The organism is Microbacterium phyllosphaerae (assembly GCF_050628115.1).
Taxonomy (GTDB): Bacteria; Actinomycetota; Actinomycetes; order Actinomycetales; family Microbacteriaceae; genus Microbacterium; species Microbacterium phyllosphaerae_A.
Window position 1 is genome coordinate 3,532,377 of sequence record NZ_CP192502.1, and the last position, 15,722, is coordinate 3,548,098.

The following is a 15,722-nucleotide window of genomic DNA, read 5'->3' on the forward strand; positions in this document are numbered from 1 at the left end:
CACTAAGGTGGGAACCGATGAGCGCCAACAGGTATTCCCCCTCCCCTGTCCAGGGCGTCTATGTCGCGCCCTCCACCACCGATTCCGTCCATGCCACGGTGACGATTCCGGGCTCGAAATCCCTCACGAATCGTGAGCTCATCATCGCCGCGATCGCCGATGGTCCCGGTCGTCTGATCGCGCCTCTGCACTCGGATGACTCCCGCCGCATGGTCGATGCTCTGCGTGCTCTCGGCGTCGGAATCGAAGAGGTCGAGGGCGGCGGCGAGTTCGGACCGGACCTCGTCATAACCCCCGGCAAGCTCGTCGGCGGCACGACGGTCGACTGCGGCCAGGCGGGCACGGTGATGCGGTTCATCGCGCCGCTGGCAGGGCTGGCTCAGCACGATGTGCATCTCACCGCCCACGAGACCGCTCTGCACCGGCCCATGGGCGGGCTCATCAGTGCCCTGCGCGACCTCGGGGTCGACATCGACGACGAGGGCACCTGGTCGCTGCCGTTCACCATCCGCGGCCACGGTCGGATCCGCGGCGGGCGCGTCGAGATCGACGCCTCTGCCTCGAGCCAGTTCGTCTCGGGGCTGCTGCTCGCCGCCCCGCGCTTCGACGTCGGACTCCACCTCGTGCACACGGGGTCGCACCTGCCGAGCCTCCCCCACATCGACATGACGATCGAGGCGCTCAGCCGCCGCGGCATCCGCATCGAACGTCCCGCGACCGGAGAATGGCTCGTCGAGGCCGGAGTACCGCGCGCGAAGGAGATCGCGATCGAGCCCGATCTCTCGAACGCGGCGCCGTTCCTGGCTGCGGCGCTCGTCACCGGCGGTTCGGTGTCGGTGCCGGGATGGCCGGTGCACTCCACGCAGCCCGGAGCGCTTCTTCCCGAGATACTGCAGGCCATGGGCGCCCACGTGGGCCGCCACAGTGGCACGCTGACAGTCAAGGCCGCTTCCGAGATCCACGGACTCGACATGGACCTCTCCGCAGCGAGCGAACTGACCCCGACGCTGGTCGGGCTGGCGGCCTTCGCCTCGAGCCCCACGACGATTCGCGGCATCGGCCACATCCGACTGCACGAGACCGATCGGATCGCCGCCCTCATCGGCAACATCCGCGCCCTCGGCGGCGAGGCGGAAGAGCTCTCCGACGGCCTCCGCATCATTCCGCGCTCGCTGCACGGCGGCGGATGGGCCGCGCATCACGATCACCGGATGGCGACGACAGGGGCACTCATCGGCCTCCGCGTGCCGGGCGTCGAGATCGACGACATCGGCACGACGTCGAAGACACTTCCCGAGTTCACTCTTCTCTGGGAGCGGATGCTGCGGGGCGCATCCGCGTGAGCTGGCTCGACGACTCAGACGACCTCGAGGACGACTTCGAGGAGTACGACGAGAGCAACATCCGCACGCGCCCGAATCCGAAGGCGAACCGCCCTCGCACCAAGCGTCGTCCCGCACACGACGACGCGCAGATCGGACGCGTCCTGGGCGTCGACCGCGGTCGGTACTCGGTGCTGCTGGACGAAGACACCCCCGACGAGCGAATGATCACCGCAGCACGCGCTCGAGAACTCCGTCGCAACCCGATCGTCACCGGAGATCAGGCGAAGGTCGTCGGAGACACGTCCGGTGAAGACGGGACGCTCGGGCGGATCATCGGCATCGTCGATCGCTCCTCTCTGCTGAGGCGCAGCGCCGACGATACAGACCAGGTCGAGCGGGTGATCGTGGCGAACGCGGATCAGATGCTCGTCGTGGTCGCCGCCGCCGACCCGGAGCCGAGGGCGCGACTCGTGGACCGCTACCTGGTGGCTGCGCTGGATGCCGGCATCAGACCCCTTCTGGTCGTCACCAAGACCGACCTCGCGGATCCGACCGCCTTCCTGTCGCATTTCGACGGACTCGATCTGCGTGTCTTCACCAGCGCCCAGGAGGAGATGCCCGTCGGTGAGATCGGCGCGGCACTGGTCGGTCACTCGACGGTGTTCGTCGGCCACTCCGGTGTGGGCAAGTCCACGCTGGTGAACGCCCTCGTGCCGAGTGCGCTGCGCGCGACCGGCCACGTGAACCAGGTGACCGGGCGCGGTCGTCACACCTCCTCTTCGACCGTCTCGCTGCGCTACGAGGGTCCGGAAGGCACGGGCTGGGTCATCGACACCCCCGGCGTCCGCTCCTTCGGCCTCGGGCACGTCGATCCGGCGAACATCCTCGCCGCCTTCACCGAGCTCGCGGTCATCGCCCAGGACTGCCCTCGTGGCTGCACCCATCTGGCGGATGCTCCGGACTGCGCCCTGATCGAAGCGGCCGAACGCGGTGAGCTGAACGAGACGGGTCGCGCGCGTCTCGACTCGCTGCAGCGGCTGCTGCAGACCTTCGCGGACAAGGCCGAGCAGGCACCCGGGCGCTAGGCTGGAGACGTGACTGTGCGCCTCGAACCCGGAACCGCTGCCCCCGACTTCGCCCTTCTCGACCAGGACGGCGAGACCGTCCGCCTCGAGGATCTGCGTGGCAAGAAGACCGTGCTGTACTTCTACCCCGCCGCGATGACTCCCGGGTGCACGACTCAGGCGTGCGACTTCCGAGACAGCATCTCCTCACTGCAGGGCGCCGGGTACCGGGTAGTCGGTGTGTCGCGAGACGAGCCGGCGAAGCTCGCCGAGTTCCGCGAGCGCGACGGACTCACCTTCACCCTGCTGAGCGACCCGGACCACGCCGTGCACGTGGCTTACGGCGCATGGGGCGAGAAGATGAACTACGGCAAGGTCCTCGAGGGCGTGCTGCGCTCGACCTTCGTCCTCGACGAAGAGGGCACGATCACTCTGGCCCAGTACAACGTCAAGGCCACCGGGCACGTCGCGCGGCTGCGCAAGCTGCTCGGCATCGACGCCTGAGCGCGGGCGACCGACGGCCGGCTCTCAGTCGACCGGAGGCCGGTTCTCTGCGCGCGTGCTCGCGATCAGAAGGACGAAGCACAGGAGCGCAGGGACTCCGACCGCGAAGGTGAAGACCCACGCGATCGGCTCGATGGTGAGCGATGCGAGCGCCAGCGCCACCGCGAGGACCTGGAAGACGATGCCGCCCGAACGCGCCCACGAATGACCGGCGCGGGTGCCGATCGCGAACGCCACGAGAGCGCCGGCTCCGATCAGCGTCAGCACGATCAGCGCGAGCGCCGTGGGCAGGGATGCCGCGTCGCCGGCCCCGAGGCCGAAGAGCTCGATCAACGCGAAGACGGCGAGCGCCACGCCTTCCGTCGCGAGGACTGCCGCAGCTGCCAGAGCGAGGCCGGGTGAGCGCACGATGTGTCTCCTGAGAATCGAATGAGAACCGGCGAAACCCTTGATTTCGCCGGTTTCATGTAACAGAATAGACAGCGTCATGTGCTCCCACAGCGGCGTGGGGCGGGCTTCGTGCTCGCATCACAGAATGCGGGCATCCGTCCGTATCTCATACAGGGTAGCCGAACCCGATCTGCACCCGAAATCCGAGTCGTCGCGTCGCGATGATCTACGCAATCCACACCGAGGAGCCCCCATGGACTGGCGCGACAAGGCCGCCTGCTTGACTGTCGATCCCGAACTGTTCTTCCCCGTAGGGAACACCGGTCCGGCCGTCGACCAGATCGAGAAGGCGAAGACCGTCTGCGCCACCTGCACGGTGACCGAGATCTGTCTGCAGTACGCGCTCGAGTCCAGCCAGGACTCTGGCGTGTGGGGCGGCCTCTCCGAAGACGAGCGCCGCGCTCTCAAGCGCCGCGCCGCCCGCGCCCGCCGCGCCTCCTGATCATCGAAGAAGCGGCCCGAGACGAATCGTCTCGGGCCGCTTCTTCGTACCCTGGCCGGCGTGGCGAGGTTCGTCTACTTTGTCAGCCAGCGAAGCGGGATGTCGATGACGACCTCGGTGCCTCCGCCGTCGCTCCCCCGCCATTCGATCGAGCCGCTGAGCTCGCCCTGGATGAGCGTCCGGATGATCTGCGTTCCCAGCCCCTGACCGATCCGCCCTTCGGGCAGGCCCTTTCCGGTGTCCCGGACCGTGACCCGCAGGTTCTCCTCGGTGCGATGGGCATCGATCGTGACCATGCCCTCCTGCCCTGCGAGGCCATGCTCGACCGCGTTCGTGACGACCTCCGTCAGCGCGAGCGCCAGCGGTGTCGCGTACTCGCTCGGCAGCACTCCGAAACGACCGGTCGACTGCGTGCGTGCGCGGGTGTTCGGCGCCGAGGCGACCTCGGCCACCAGCTTCAGCACCCGGTGGAAGACCTCGTCGAAGTCGACCTTCTGTGTCAGCCCCTGTGCCAGGGTGTCGTGCACGACGGCGATCGAGTCGACGCGGCGCATCGCCTGGGTCAGAGCGTCGCGGGCCTCATCGGAGTGCGTTCGCCGAGCCTGGATGCGCAGCAGCGATGCCACCGTCTGCAGGTTGTTCTTGACGCGATGGTGGATCTCACGGATCGTCGCGTCCTTGGTGATGAGCTCCTGCTCCTGATGGCGGAGCTCGGAGACGTCGCGGCACAGGACGATGGCGCCGATGCGCGTGCCGTGATCCTTGAGTGGGATCGCGCGCAGTGACACCGTGACGCCCCGCGCCTCGATGTCAGTGCGCCACGGAGCGCGCCCCGTCACGACCACCGGAAGCGACTCGTCGACCTGACGAGAGGGCGGAACGAGTCGCGTGGTGACCTCGGCGAGGGACTCCCCTTCGAGCTCGTCGTCGAACCCCATGCGATTGAACGCCGAGAGGGCGTTGGGGCTCGCGAAAGTCGTGATGCCGTCGACATCGATGCGGATCAGACCGTCCGATGCGCGTGGGGCGCCGCGTCGCGGCGAGGTCGGCGCCGCCGGGTCGGGGAAGCTGCCGTCGGCGATCATGCGGAAGATGTCGTTCGCGCATTCGTCGAAGGTGATCTGCTGTCGTGACGGCGTGCGAGCCTCGCCGAGGTTCGTGTGGCGTGTGACGACTCCGATGACGGCAGCCGGGTGATCACGACCGTGACGCTCATTGACGATCGGCACGGCTCGCACACGCGTCGGCGTCTCCTCGAACCAGTCCGGAGACGAGGAGTCCACGATCTCCGCCGACTCGAACGCGCCCTGGACCTGCGTGCGCCATTGCGGGCGCACCCGCTCACCCACGATGTCGCGGTAGAACAGGGTCGCGGCGCCACTCGGACGGGCGTGCGCGACCGCGATGAAAGAGCCGTCGTCCGTCTGGATCCAGACGACGATGTCCGCCGAGGAGAGGTCAGCGAGGAGCTGACCGTCGCCGGCGAGACGATGCAGCCACTCGACGTCGCTGTCGGTCAGGCGACCCTGGGCATGGGCGAGATCACTGAGGGTTGACACCCCACCAGCCTAGAGTGCGTGTGCTCAGAGAACGGCCAACGACGTCGCCCGCCAGCGTCGATCCAGACCCTCGAGCCGGATCGCCACCGCCCTCGTGCGTCCGGGCCCGGCGACGATCACCACGGCCTCGACCTTGCCGTCCACCGGTTGCGTCACGCGGATGGAGAGTATCTCGAACGACGGGCGCGCAGGCGAGACCCCCCTCGCGCTGCGCGCCCTTGCCGACAGGTTCGCACGCGTCACCAGACTCCGGTATGCGTCCTCGTTGAACCAGCGTGCGAGCTGATCGACTTCTCTGACGCCCGCGAGAACCTCGAGCACACCCTGCGTGAGGCTCCGCAGCAGCGGTTGCGGGTCCGGAAGCTCCGCGCTGGAGGTGGGCTGGGGTGCGAAGTACTCGTGAAGCGTCATCTGTGGCACTCTCGATCGGGGAAGACTGCGGCAAGTAGAGCACGCGCTCCCGTGCCGCTCGGGCCGAATCCGACATCTATGTGGATAACTCGTACATGCGCGCGCCGAGATCACCTACGGTGGGGCGCGTGCACTGGGATCGACTGTTCGAAGACCTCGAAGGCCAGCTCGCTGCCGAGTGGGAGAGCGAGCGTGCGGCGCTCGACGCAGAGTCGGAGCGATTGCGGGTGTCCCGCCTCGAGCTTCGAAGCCGTCTCAGAGTGCTGTGCGCGGCGGCTGCGCCCGCGACACTGGATCTGCCCGGCGGCACGCGCATCCGGGCACGTCTGCACTCGCTGGGTTCCGACTGGGTCGCGGCCACGATCGTCGAGGCGGACGAGTCGAGCGCGGCCCGCTCGACACGCATCCTCCCGCTGCATGCAATCCGCGGTCTCAGCGTCGATCACGGTCTGCTCCTCGCGAGCCTGGACGACTCGGACGCCGCGGCCCCGGTGCTCCGCGAGCGGATGTCGCTGGGCTTCGTCCTTCGTGATCTCGGGCGTCGTCGAGTCCCGGTCCGGATCATCAGCGTCGACGGGTCCGACTTCCACGGCACCGTCGACAGGGCCGGCGCGGATCACCTGGACATCGCACTGCACGATCCGGGCGAACCGCGCACGGCACAGGCGGTGCGGGGTTTCCGCATCATTCCGTTCTCAGCGGTGACCTCAGTCCAGACCGTCGGCGATCACATGCCCTGACTGTGAGACGTGCCCCACACCTCAGGAAAGCTCGCCTCATTCGCCTGGCGCCACAACGCCATCCGCCGCGCCTCTTCGGACTGCTCCGCGAGATACTCCGAGAGGCTTGGCTCTTCTATGCGCCACCGCGCCGGGGAACCGAGCTGGGAACCGCGCAGTCGCCCCTGATAGACGAGCTCGATCACCTCGTCTACTTCGATGCTCAGGAGCTCCGCCACCTGCGCGGGCGCGAGGTACCGCTGCGCGGTCGGGGACGAGTCAGGCATCCCCCCATTGTCCCCCCACCGTGCGGATCCGCCACCACCGGGTCGGTGCTGTGGATAAGTCTCGAGCAGACCGACCGATTTCTGTGACCATGTCGACATGCACAAGTTCGCCCGTCCTCGTCGAGCCGTCTGGGGCGATGCCCGCTTCCTGATCGGCATCGCGCTCGTCCTCCTCTCGACCGGCGGAGTCTGGGCCGTCGTCTCTTCAGCGGGCGCGACGACACCCGTGCTTCAGGCGAACCGAACGATCGTCCGGGGCGAGGCGCTCGTCTCAGGAGACTTCCGAATCGTCGAAGTCGGTCTCGGCGCCGTCACCGATCGGTATCTCGCCCCGCAGGACCTCGCTCCGGGGCAGGTCGCCTCCCGCACCGTCGCCGAGGGCGAGCTCATGTCCGGCGATGCTGCGCAAGACGCGGACGCGAACAGGACCACCACGATCGTCGTCGAGAGCAGCACCGGCGTCCCGGCCGACGTCGCCGGCGGTAGCGTCGTGGAGCTGTGGCATGCACCCCCGCTCGACGACGGGGGCCCTGCCCAGGACTCTCCGCGCATCCTCGTGCCCGAAGCCGTAGTCGCATCCGTCACCCGGACCGACGGGATGCTCGCCGCCGACGACACCACGGTGGAGATCGTGATCGACCGCACCGAGGTCGCAGATGTGCTCGCAGCGATCACCGGGGGTTCCGTGCTGTCGGTGGTGCCGATAGGGGCGGGCTCGTGACCTCGGTCGTCGTGGCGATACCCGCGGCACGGGCGGCAGAGCTGGCCTCAGAACTCGAGATGGAAGGCATCGGCGTGGTCGCCGTCGTGCCGCCCAGCGGAGTCCTGCCGCTTCCGAAAGGCGTGGATGCCGCGATCGTCGCCGCCACTCGTGCCGTTCTGACGCCGGACCTGGTCGCGGCGTGCGACCGGGCCGGCGTGAGGATCATCGCACTGGGCGACGGTGACAGCAGAATGCTCGCCCGATACGGCCTCGCTGTCGCGTTGCCGGCGGATGCGAGCGGATGGGAGGTCGCCGGGGCTCTGGCTGCGGAGGTCCCCGACGCCGCCAGCGCGCGCTCCGCACCGCATCGCGTATCCGTCGTCTGGGGTCCGTCCGGAGCTCCCGGGCGCTCGACCATAGCGATCCAGCTCGCCGTCGAACTGCGGCGAATCGGCCGCCGGACGGCCCTGGTCGATGCCGATACGGTGGCGCCGTCGCTCGCGCTGCTCCTGGGGCTCGACGACGACGCTCCCGGTGTCGCAGCCGCGTGCAGGCGGGCGGATCTCGGCGCCCTGGACTCCGCAGAGCTCACCCGTCTGGCGAGCGTCCTCACCACGAGCGGGGGCGAGATCGAGGTTCTCGGAGGGATCAATCGGCCCGGGCGCTGGCAGGAGCTCGGGGCTCACCGCCTGCAGGCAGCACTCCGCGCCTGCCGCGTGTGGGCCGAGGAGACCGTCGTCGATGTGTCGAGCGCCTTCGACGCCGATGATGAGGCCACCTACGACCTCGCCGGTCCGCGACGTCACGCCGCGACCGTCGCAGCGCTGCAGGAGGCCGACGAGATCATCGCCGTCGCGGCCGCCGATCCACTCGGCATCAGCCGCTTCGTCCGGGAGCACGCCGAGCTGCGACGGCTCGCCGGTCCCGCGCCGGTACGAGTCCTGGTCAACCAGGTGCGCCCCGGTCCTCTCGGCATCGATGCTCGCGGACAGGTCCGGCGCACCCTCGAGCGGTTCGTCGGGATCACCGACATCACATTTCTGCCGTTCGATCAGCGCGCTGCCGATGCCGCCCTGCTCCACGCGAGGCCCATGGCAGACCTCACCCCGCGTTCCTCCCTGGTCGCCGGTGTGCGCCGCTTCGCGTCGGCGCACGCCCCGGCCATGACGGATTCCGCTACTGCCGGTAGCTCGAGAGGAAGTTCCCGAGGCGCTCGACGGCTTCGGCGAGCACGCGCGGCTCGGGAAGGGTGACGAGTCTGAGGTGATCAGGAGTCGGCCAGTTGAAGCCCGTCCCCTGCACCAGGAGGATGTGCTCCGAGACGAGCAGGTCGTAGACGAGCTTGGCATCGTCCCTGATCTCGTGGACGTTCGGATCGAGGCGCGGGAACGCGTAGAGAGCACCCTCGGGTTTGACGCACGAGACACCGGGAATCGACTCGAGACCCTCCCACGCGATGTCGCGTTGCTCGTGCAGACGACCCGTCGGGGCGATGAGCGAGTCGATCGACTGCACCCCGCCGAGTGCCGCCTGCACCGCGTACTGGGCCGGGACATTGGGGCAGAGTCGCGTCGAGGCGAGAAGATTGATGCCCTCGAGGAATCCCTTGGCGTGCGACTGCGGGCCGGTGATCACGAGCCAGCCGGAACGGTAGCCGGCCACGCGATACGTCTTGGAGAGGCCGTTGAAGGTCAGGCACAGGAGGTCGGGCGCCAGCGTCGCGGTCGGGATGTGCACGGCGCCGTCGAACAGGATCCGGTCGTAGATCTCGTCCGAGAGCAGCAGAAGCTGGTTCTCGCGCGCGATCTGCACCATCCCCTCCAGCACCTCGCGGGAGTACACGACGCCCGTCGGGTTGTTCGGGTTGATGATCACGAGCGCCTTGGTTCGCGGGGTGATCTTGGAGCGGATGTCCTCGAGATCGGGCTGCCAGCCGTTGTCCTCATCGCACAGGTAATGCACGGGGGTTCCGTCTGCCAGACTCGTCATGGCCGTCCACAGCGGGTAGTCGGGAGCCGGGATGAGAACTTCGTCGCCCTCGTCGAGAAGCGCCTGCATCGTCATCGTGATGAGCTCGGACACCCCGTTTCCGAGGAAGACGTCCTCGGGGTCGAATCGCGGGAAACCCTCGATCTCCTCATACCGGCTGACGACGGCACGGCGAGCCGAGATGATCCCCTTGCTGTCGCTGTACCCGTGAGCTGTGGGAAGTGCGGCGAGCATGTCGTGCACGATCTGGTGGGGCGCCTCGAATCCGAAGATCGCGGGGTTCCCCGTGTTGAGCTTGAGGATCCGGTGGCCTTCTGCCTCGAGCCGCGCCGCCTCGACGAGCGTGTTTCCACGGATCTCGTACAGGACGTTCTTGAGCTTCGACGACTGGTCGAAGTGGCGCGTTGGTGTCATCGGCCAAGCCTACAGCGACAGAAAGAGGGGCCGGATCCACTCGGATCCGACCCCTCCGCTACGCGTTGCGCCTACTTCTTCTTCTTGCCCTGAGCTCGGCGCTGCTCACGGTTTCCCGCTGCAGGTGCCGATCCCTCGGTGCGCTGGCCGAAAGCTCCGCGGGCAGTCTGCTCCGGTTCGGCCGCCTCGGTCGGCGCCTGCCGGGCAGCAGCCGCCTGGCGCAGCTTGTCGGTCGCAGCCTGCTGCACCTGACCGCGATCGTTGCGGACCTCCACCTCGCCGGCGTCGTTCGCCGCGGAGTACTCGAGTCGCTGCTCGCCACCGCCGTCCGCCAGGCCCTTCGCCTCGACCTCGGCTGTCTGCGAGTCGCCTGCGCGGCGAACCTCCACCTCGAGGTTGTAGAGGTATCCGACGGACTCCTCCTTGATCTGGCCCATCATCGACTGGAACATCGCGTAACCCTCGCGCTGGTACTCGATGAGCGGGTCTCGCTGGGCCATGGCGCGCAGGCCGATGCCGTCCTTGAGGTAATCCATCTCGTAGAGGTGGTCACGCCAGCGACGGTCGAGGACCTGCAGCACGACTCGACGCTCGAGCTCGCGGGTGGCCGCGTCTCCGAGCGACTCCTCGCGTGTCTCGTAGGCGATCTTCGCATCGGAGAGCAGTTCACGGGTCAGGCCGTCGGCGGTGATCCCACCCTTGCGACCCGCGGCTTCGGAGACGACCTCGTCGATCGTCACGCTCACCGGATACAGCGTCTTGAGCTCGGTCCAGAGCGCGTCGAAGTCCCAGCTCTCGTTGTGGCCCTCACCTGTGTGGTCGCGCACGACGCCGCTGATCGCGTCTTCGATGAAGTGCTGCACTCGATCGGCGATGTCGTCGCCCTGGAGGATGTGACGGCGGTCGGCGTAGATCGCCTCGCGCTGCCGGTTCAGGACATCGTCGTACTTGAGGACGTTCTTGCGCATCTCGGCGTTGCGGGACTCGACCTGCGACTGGGCACTGCGGATGGCGCGCGAGACGAGACCGGACTCGATCGGGACGTCGTCGGGGAAGTTGGTGCGCGCGAGGATCGCCTCGGCGGCTCCCGACTGGAACAGCCGCATCAGGTCGTCGGTGAGGCTCAGGTAGAAGCGGCTCTCACCGGGGTCTCCCTGACGGCCGGAGCGACCGCGCAGCTGGTTGTCGATACGACGGGACTCGTGGCGCTCGGTGCCGAGGACGTACAGACCGCCTGCCTCGATGACCTTCTCGGCCTCCTCCGAGACGACGGCCTTCATGGCCTCATACGTCTCATCCCACGCGATCTCATACTCTTCAGGCGTCTCGACGGGGTCGAGCCCCTTGCCCTTGAGTTCCTGCACGGCGAGGAACTCGGCGTTCCCGCCGAGCATGATGTCGGTTCCACGACCGGCCATGTTCGTCGCCACGGTCACGGCGCCGAGGCGACCCGCGCGAGCCACGATCTCGGCCTCGCGCGCGTGGTTCTTCGCGTTGAGGACCTCGTGCTTGACGCCCTTCTTGGCGAGGAGTCGCGAGAGGTACTCGCTCTTCTCGACGCTCACCGTGCCGACGAGCACCGGCTGGCCGTTCGAGTGGCGCTCGGCGATGTCCTCGACGACCTGGGCGAACTTGGCGGTCTCGTTCTTGTAGACGAGGTCGGACTGGTCCTTGCGGACCATCGGCCGGTTCGTCGGGATCGGGATGACGCCGAGCTTGTACGTCGACATGAACTCGGCCGCCTCGGTCTCGGCGGTACCCGTCATGCCGGCGAGCTTGTCGTAGAGCCGGAAGTAGTTCTGCAGCGTGACGGTCGCGAGGGTCTGGTTCTCGGCCTTGACCGGCACGGCCTCCTTGGCCTCGATCGCCTGGTGGATGCCCTCGTTGTAACGGCGCCCGACCAGGATGCGGCCGGTGTGCTCGTCGACGATCATGACCTCGTCGTTCATGACGACGTAGTCGGTGTCCTTCTTGAACAGCGCGAGGGCCTTGATCGAGTTGTTCAGGAACGAGATCAGCGGCGTGTTCGCGGACTCGTAGAGATTGTCGATGCCGAGGTAGTCCTCGACCTTCTCGATACCGGGCTCGAGGACTCCGACGGTGCGCTTCTTCTCGTCGACCTCGTAGTCCTCGCCGGCCTCGAGCGTGCGGGCGATCTTCGCGAACTCGGCGAACCAGCGGTTCGCCTCGCCCGACGAAGGACCCGAGATGATCAGCGGCGTTCGAGCCTCGTCGATGAGGATCGAGTCGACCTCGTCGACGATGGCGAAGTAGTGCTCGCGCTGAACGAGATCGTCCTTGCGCCACGCCATGTTGTCGCGGAGGTAGTCGAAGCCGAACTCGTTGTTCGTGCCGTAGGTGATGTCGGCCGCGTACTGCTCACGACGCACCGCCGGAGTCTGGCCGGACACGATGATGCCGGTCGACATGCCCAGCGCGCGATACACGCGACCCATGAGCTCAGCCTGGTAGCTGGCGAGGAAGTCGTTGACGGTGATGACGTGGACGCCCTCGCCCGCGATCGCGTTGAGGTAGGCGGGGAAGGTCGCGACGAGCGTCTTTCCCTCACCGGTCTTCATCTCGGCGATGTTGCCCAGGTGGAGTGCTGCGCCACCCATGATCTGCACGTCGTAAGCGCGCATGCCGAGCGTGCGCTTCGCCGCCTCACGGACCGCGGCGAAAGCCTCTGGCATGAGCTGATCGAGGGACTCGCCGTTGGCGAAGCGCTCGCGCAGCTCGACGGTCTCGTTGCGCAGCTCATCGTCGGTGAGCTTGGAGATGTCCTCTTCCAGCGCGTTGACGGCCTTCACCACCTGGTTCAGGCGACGGATGACCCGCCCTTCACCCGCGCGCAGCAGCTTCTCAAGAGGATTGGCCACAGATGTCATCTCCCTGTCGATGGTTCCGGCGGCGCCGCTGGTCGGGCGCGTGCCAGGCATACCTTGCCATGTTACCCGTCCGTGACCTGCACGTCGTCTGCATGGCGCACCCGCTTCGCGTTTCCGAGTATGTATATATTGATCCACGACACCGGGAGGTACACATGTCGGTACGCCAGAGCCTGCTCGCGATCCTCGCGCAGGGTCCGTGCTACGGCTACCAGCTGCGTCATGAGTTCGACCGGCGCACAGGCTCGGTCTGGCCCCTCAACGTCGGCCAGATCTACAACACTCTCGAGCGCCTCGAACGGGACGGGCTCGTGGACCGTGGCGACGCCGATGCGCAGGGTCACGTCTACTGGGAGATCACCGAGGTCGGGATGACGGAGGTCGACCGCTGGCTCGCAGCACCTGTAGAGCGGAGTCTGGCGACCAGGGACGAGCTCGCGATCAAGCTGGCGGTCGCGGCGACGCTTCCCGGGGCAGACGCCGCGGACGTGATCGCAACGCAGCGTGTGGCCTCGCGACGTCATCTCGGGACACTCCGCGACGTCAGAGATTCGCGGGAGGACGACACATCTGAAGGCCTCGCCTGGTCGCTCGTCGTCGATTCGATGATCTTCGCGGCCGATGCCGAGCTGCGGTGGCTCGACCATGTGCAGGACCGCCTCGCCGGGCATCCGGAACACGCGCTCGCGCTCGAGCTGACGGCCGACCGCCCCAAGCGCGGGCGGCCGGCTCGACCTTCCGTCGTCGCCCTCGCCTGATCGGCGTTCGCCTGGAGCGGATGCACAGCCAGCACTCTCGTTCGGGAAACTAGGATCAGTCCTATGGCTGGAATATGGGGCAGACGCAAGCGCGAGCAGGAAGAACTGGTCGCACAGGATGCCGATCTGGCACGCCGTGCCGAGCAGGCGCTCGTCGCCGCGGACGAGCGGATCCGGAGCACATCCGACGAACTGGCCTTCGCCGAGGCCGAGCTCGGAGGACAGCTCACCGGGGATCTGAAGAAGGCGTTGAGCGCGGTGCGCACGCATCTGCGCGAGGCGTTCCAGATGCACCAGCTCAATCACGACGAGATCCCCGACACGGCCGAAGAACTGCGCACCCGCAATGCGCGCATCGTTCAGCTGTGCGATTGGGCCCAGGATCTGCTCGACGAGAAGACGTCAGACCTCGCCGCCTCGATCGCGAAGGTCCGCCGTGCACCGGAGGTCATCGCCCAGGTGCGCAAAGACGCCGCCGAGCTGAGCTCCCGCATCCCGCACACCAACGAGACGGTCGCCCGTCTCTCCGCGCGATACGCGGACTCGGCGATGCATCAGATCACCGCCAGCGCCGCCGAAGCAGAGCAGCTCATCGCCTTCGCCACGCACGGCGCCGCGGTCTCCGAGCGCCGACGTGCAGCCAAGCAGAACGAGGAGGCGAACCTCGCCCTCGAGACGGCGACCGAAGCCACACGGCGCGCATCCGCCCTGCTCGATGCGGTCGAGGATTTCGAGATCGAGGCCCTGCGTGCGGAGTCGACACTCGCCGAGGTCGTCGCCGACTCGCGCGGCGATCTGATCGCCGCGCGCACAGCGCCGCAGACCCCCGCAGTCGCCACGGCCGTGACCGCCCTGCAGGACGCTCTCAGCGCCCTCTCCCCTGCGGGCTCCCCCGGCGACCCGTTCGCCGAGCTTTCGCAGCTCCGCGAGGCGAACACCGCACTCGACGATGCGATCGCCACGGCTCGCCACCGCGCAGAGCACCCGCTCCCCAGCATCCAGCAGGTCCAGCACGCGATCGACGACGCTGACCGCCAGCTCGGCGTCGCCCGCGGGCTCATCGCCGGACACCGCGGCTGGATCGGGGCGGACGCCCGTACCCGACTCGCCGAGGCCGAGCGCCTCCGCGTGGATCTGTCAGACCTCCTTCCTGCCGAAGAGACCCGAGACGAAGCACTCGCGAGCGCTCGCCGGGTAGCGCATCTCGCCGCAGAGGCATTGCAACTCGCCCAGCGCGACATCGACTCGTCCCGCCCGCAGGATCAGGGCTGGGGTGGCGGCGGAGATGGCTGGGGTGGCGGCGGGTGGAGCGGCGGCGGGCGACGAGGCGGCGGCGGCGACATCGCGTCAGGAATCCTCGGCGGCCTCGTGATCGGCAGCATCCTGGACGGCATCTTCGACTGACCCGCACGGCGCAGACGCGACAACGGCCCGGCTCCTTCAGGAGCCGGGCCGTTGTACATGTCAGTCTCAGGAGGCGAGGGCCTCAGATGGCGGAGCCGCCGTCTCGAGAGCGATCACGCCGTAGTCCCAGCCCTTGCGTCGGTATACGACACTCGGGTGATCGGTGCGCACGTCGACGAACAGGAAGAAGTCGTGCCCGACGAGCTCCATCCGATCGACCGCCTCTTCGACGGTCATCCACTCGGCACCGAAGTTCTTGGTGCGGATGACGACGGGCGAGTAGACCTCGTCCTCGTCGTTCTGGATGGGCACCGATCCCGTCGCGACCGCGCGCAGGACGTCGACGGAAGCCGGCTGGACATCGATGCCCTCCAGCGCTCCGCTCTCCTTCTCGAAGTGCGCTCCACGGGGATGCTGTCGGCCGTCGACTCGCTTCTCCTTGGCTCTGCGCAGCTGCTCGGCCATCTTGTCGACCGCGAGGTCGAGGGCGACGAACTTGTCGCCGTCGGTGGCCTCTGCGCGGACGACCGGGCCCTTGCTGACGAGTGTCAGCTCGACCGTTTCGTCGGGCACACGCCCGTTTCGATACACCCGATGGGTGACCTTGACGTCCAGCCGTTGCGCCCGCGACGCGAACGTCTGAATCTTGGCGATCTTCTCCTCGACAACGGTGCGGAATCGGTCGGTGATACCCACCCCGACGCCAACGATGCTCGTTTCCATTGCTGCCTCCTTGTCCCGGTCCTCCCGGCCAAGGGCGGACCGTGGTCGCCTTGTGACCCCCAACGGTAGTCCGCCTGACCGC

At 67.7% G+C, this 15,722-nt stretch carries 16 protein-coding genes; 9 read left to right on the plus strand and 7 right to left on the minus strand.

Annotated elements, in window-relative coordinates; genetic code table 11:
* Positions 1-17: 17 nt before the first annotated feature.
* Genes aroA through bcp form a run of 3 tightly spaced genes read left to right on the plus strand, consistent with a single transcriptional unit; the run spans position 18 to position 2,893 of the window.
* Positions 18-1,343, plus strand: a complete 1,326-nt coding sequence (aroA, locus tag ACQ4LY_RS16990) for a 3-phosphoshikimate 1-carboxyvinyltransferase (RefSeq protein WP_431073408.1) — start codon at positions 18-20, stop codon at positions 1,341-1,343.
* Positions 1,340-2,410: a ribosome small subunit-dependent GTPase A gene (gene rsgA / locus ACQ4LY_RS16995; protein ID WP_431073410.1), complete on the plus strand. Its 1,071-nt coding sequence runs from the start codon at positions 1,340-1,342 to the stop codon at positions 2,408-2,410. Before aroA ends, rsgA begins: the two co-directional genes overlap by 4 nt.
* 9 nt (positions 2,411-2,419) lie before the next feature.
* Complete coding sequence (bcp, locus tag ACQ4LY_RS17000; RefSeq protein WP_431073412.1) at positions 2,420-2,893, plus strand: thioredoxin-dependent thiol peroxidase; 474 nt, start codon at positions 2,420-2,422, stop codon at positions 2,891-2,893.
* Between the two features lie 24 nt (positions 2,894-2,917).
* Here bcp and ACQ4LY_RS17005 read toward each other — a convergent pair whose 3' ends face one another.
* On the minus strand, positions 2,918-3,301 hold the full coding sequence (locus ACQ4LY_RS17005) for a hypothetical protein (RefSeq protein WP_431073414.1): 384 nt from the start codon (positions 3,299-3,301) through the stop codon (positions 2,918-2,920).
* 235 nt (positions 3,302-3,536) lie between these two features.
* Between ACQ4LY_RS17005 and ACQ4LY_RS17010 the strand changes: the two genes are divergently transcribed.
* On the plus strand, positions 3,537-3,785 hold the full coding sequence (locus ACQ4LY_RS17010; protein ID WP_028503730.1) for a WhiB family transcriptional regulator: 249 nt from the start codon (positions 3,537-3,539) through the stop codon (positions 3,783-3,785).
* Between the two features lie 74 nt (positions 3,786-3,859).
* Here the strand turns inward: ACQ4LY_RS17010 and ACQ4LY_RS17015 are convergent, their stop codons facing one another.
* A complete protein-coding gene (locus ACQ4LY_RS17015) occupies positions 3,860-5,344 on the minus strand; it encodes a sensor histidine kinase (protein WP_431073417.1) in 1,485 nt (494 codons plus the stop codon).
* Positions 5,345-5,368: 24 nt separating this feature from the next.
* Positions 5,369-5,755, minus strand: a complete 387-nt coding sequence (locus ACQ4LY_RS17020; RefSeq protein WP_431073419.1) for an Rv3235 family protein — start codon at positions 5,753-5,755, stop codon at positions 5,369-5,371.
* 128 nt (positions 5,756-5,883) lie between these two features.
* Between ACQ4LY_RS17020 and ACQ4LY_RS17025 the strand changes: the two genes are divergently transcribed.
* A complete protein-coding gene (locus ACQ4LY_RS17025; RefSeq protein WP_431073421.1) occupies positions 5,884-6,495 on the plus strand; it encodes a hypothetical protein in 612 nt (203 codons plus the stop codon).
* Here the strand turns inward: ACQ4LY_RS17025 and ACQ4LY_RS17030 are convergent.
* Positions 6,483-6,761 (minus strand): helix-turn-helix domain-containing protein, encoded by a 279-nt coding sequence (locus ACQ4LY_RS17030; RefSeq protein ID WP_431073423.1) that lies wholly within the window; start codon positions 6,759-6,761, stop codon positions 6,483-6,485. The genes ACQ4LY_RS17025 and ACQ4LY_RS17030 overlap by 13 nt on opposite strands.
* A gap of 97 nt (positions 6,762-6,858) precedes the next feature.
* Between ACQ4LY_RS17030 and ACQ4LY_RS17035 the strand changes: the two genes are divergently transcribed.
* Together ACQ4LY_RS17035 and ACQ4LY_RS17040 are read left to right on the plus strand one after the other, a co-directional pair.
* Entirely contained in the window at positions 6,859-7,482 is a 624-nt protein-coding gene (locus ACQ4LY_RS17035) for an SAF domain-containing protein (protein ID WP_431073425.1), read from the plus strand.
* Positions 7,479-8,717, plus strand: a complete 1,239-nt coding sequence (locus ACQ4LY_RS17040; RefSeq protein WP_431073427.1) for an AAA family ATPase — start codon at positions 7,479-7,481, stop codon at positions 8,715-8,717. The genes ACQ4LY_RS17035 and ACQ4LY_RS17040 overlap by 4 nt, the downstream gene beginning before the upstream one ends.
* On the opposite strand, the gene ACQ4LY_RS17045 is transcribed toward ACQ4LY_RS17040, so the two are convergent.
* Both ACQ4LY_RS17045 and secA read right to left on the minus strand, forming a co-directional pair.
* The gene (locus ACQ4LY_RS17045; protein ID WP_056308444.1) at positions 8,641-9,867 is read right to left on the minus strand and encodes a pyridoxal phosphate-dependent aminotransferase; all 1,227 of its coding nucleotides are present in this window, start codon (positions 9,865-9,867) and stop codon (positions 8,641-8,643) included. The two genes, ACQ4LY_RS17040 and ACQ4LY_RS17045, sit on opposite strands and share 77 nt — an antisense overlap.
* Before the next feature lie 71 nt (positions 9,868-9,938).
* A complete protein-coding gene (gene secA, locus ACQ4LY_RS17050) occupies positions 9,939-12,746 on the minus strand; it encodes a preprotein translocase subunit SecA (RefSeq protein ID WP_431075715.1) in 2,808 nt (935 codons plus the stop codon).
* Positions 12,747-12,910: 164 nt separating this feature from the next.
* Here secA and ACQ4LY_RS17055 point away from each other — a divergent pair, with 164 nt between their 5' ends.
* The gene (locus ACQ4LY_RS17055; protein ID WP_431073429.1) at positions 12,911-13,513 is read left to right on the plus strand and encodes a PadR family transcriptional regulator; all 603 of its coding nucleotides are present in this window, start codon (positions 12,911-12,913) and stop codon (positions 13,511-13,513) included.
* A gap of 63 nt (positions 13,514-13,576) precedes the next feature.
* Positions 13,577-14,917, plus strand: a complete 1,341-nt coding sequence (locus tag ACQ4LY_RS17060; protein ID WP_431073431.1) for a hypothetical protein — start codon at positions 13,577-13,579, stop codon at positions 14,915-14,917.
* A gap of 66 nt (positions 14,918-14,983) precedes the next feature.
* Here ACQ4LY_RS17060 and hpf read toward each other — a convergent pair whose 3' ends face one another.
* Complete coding sequence (hpf, locus tag ACQ4LY_RS17065) at positions 14,984-15,640, minus strand: ribosome hibernation-promoting factor, HPF/YfiA family (RefSeq protein ID WP_431073433.1); 657 nt, start codon at positions 15,638-15,640, stop codon at positions 14,984-14,986.
* Positions 15,641-15,722 lie beyond the last annotated feature (82 nt).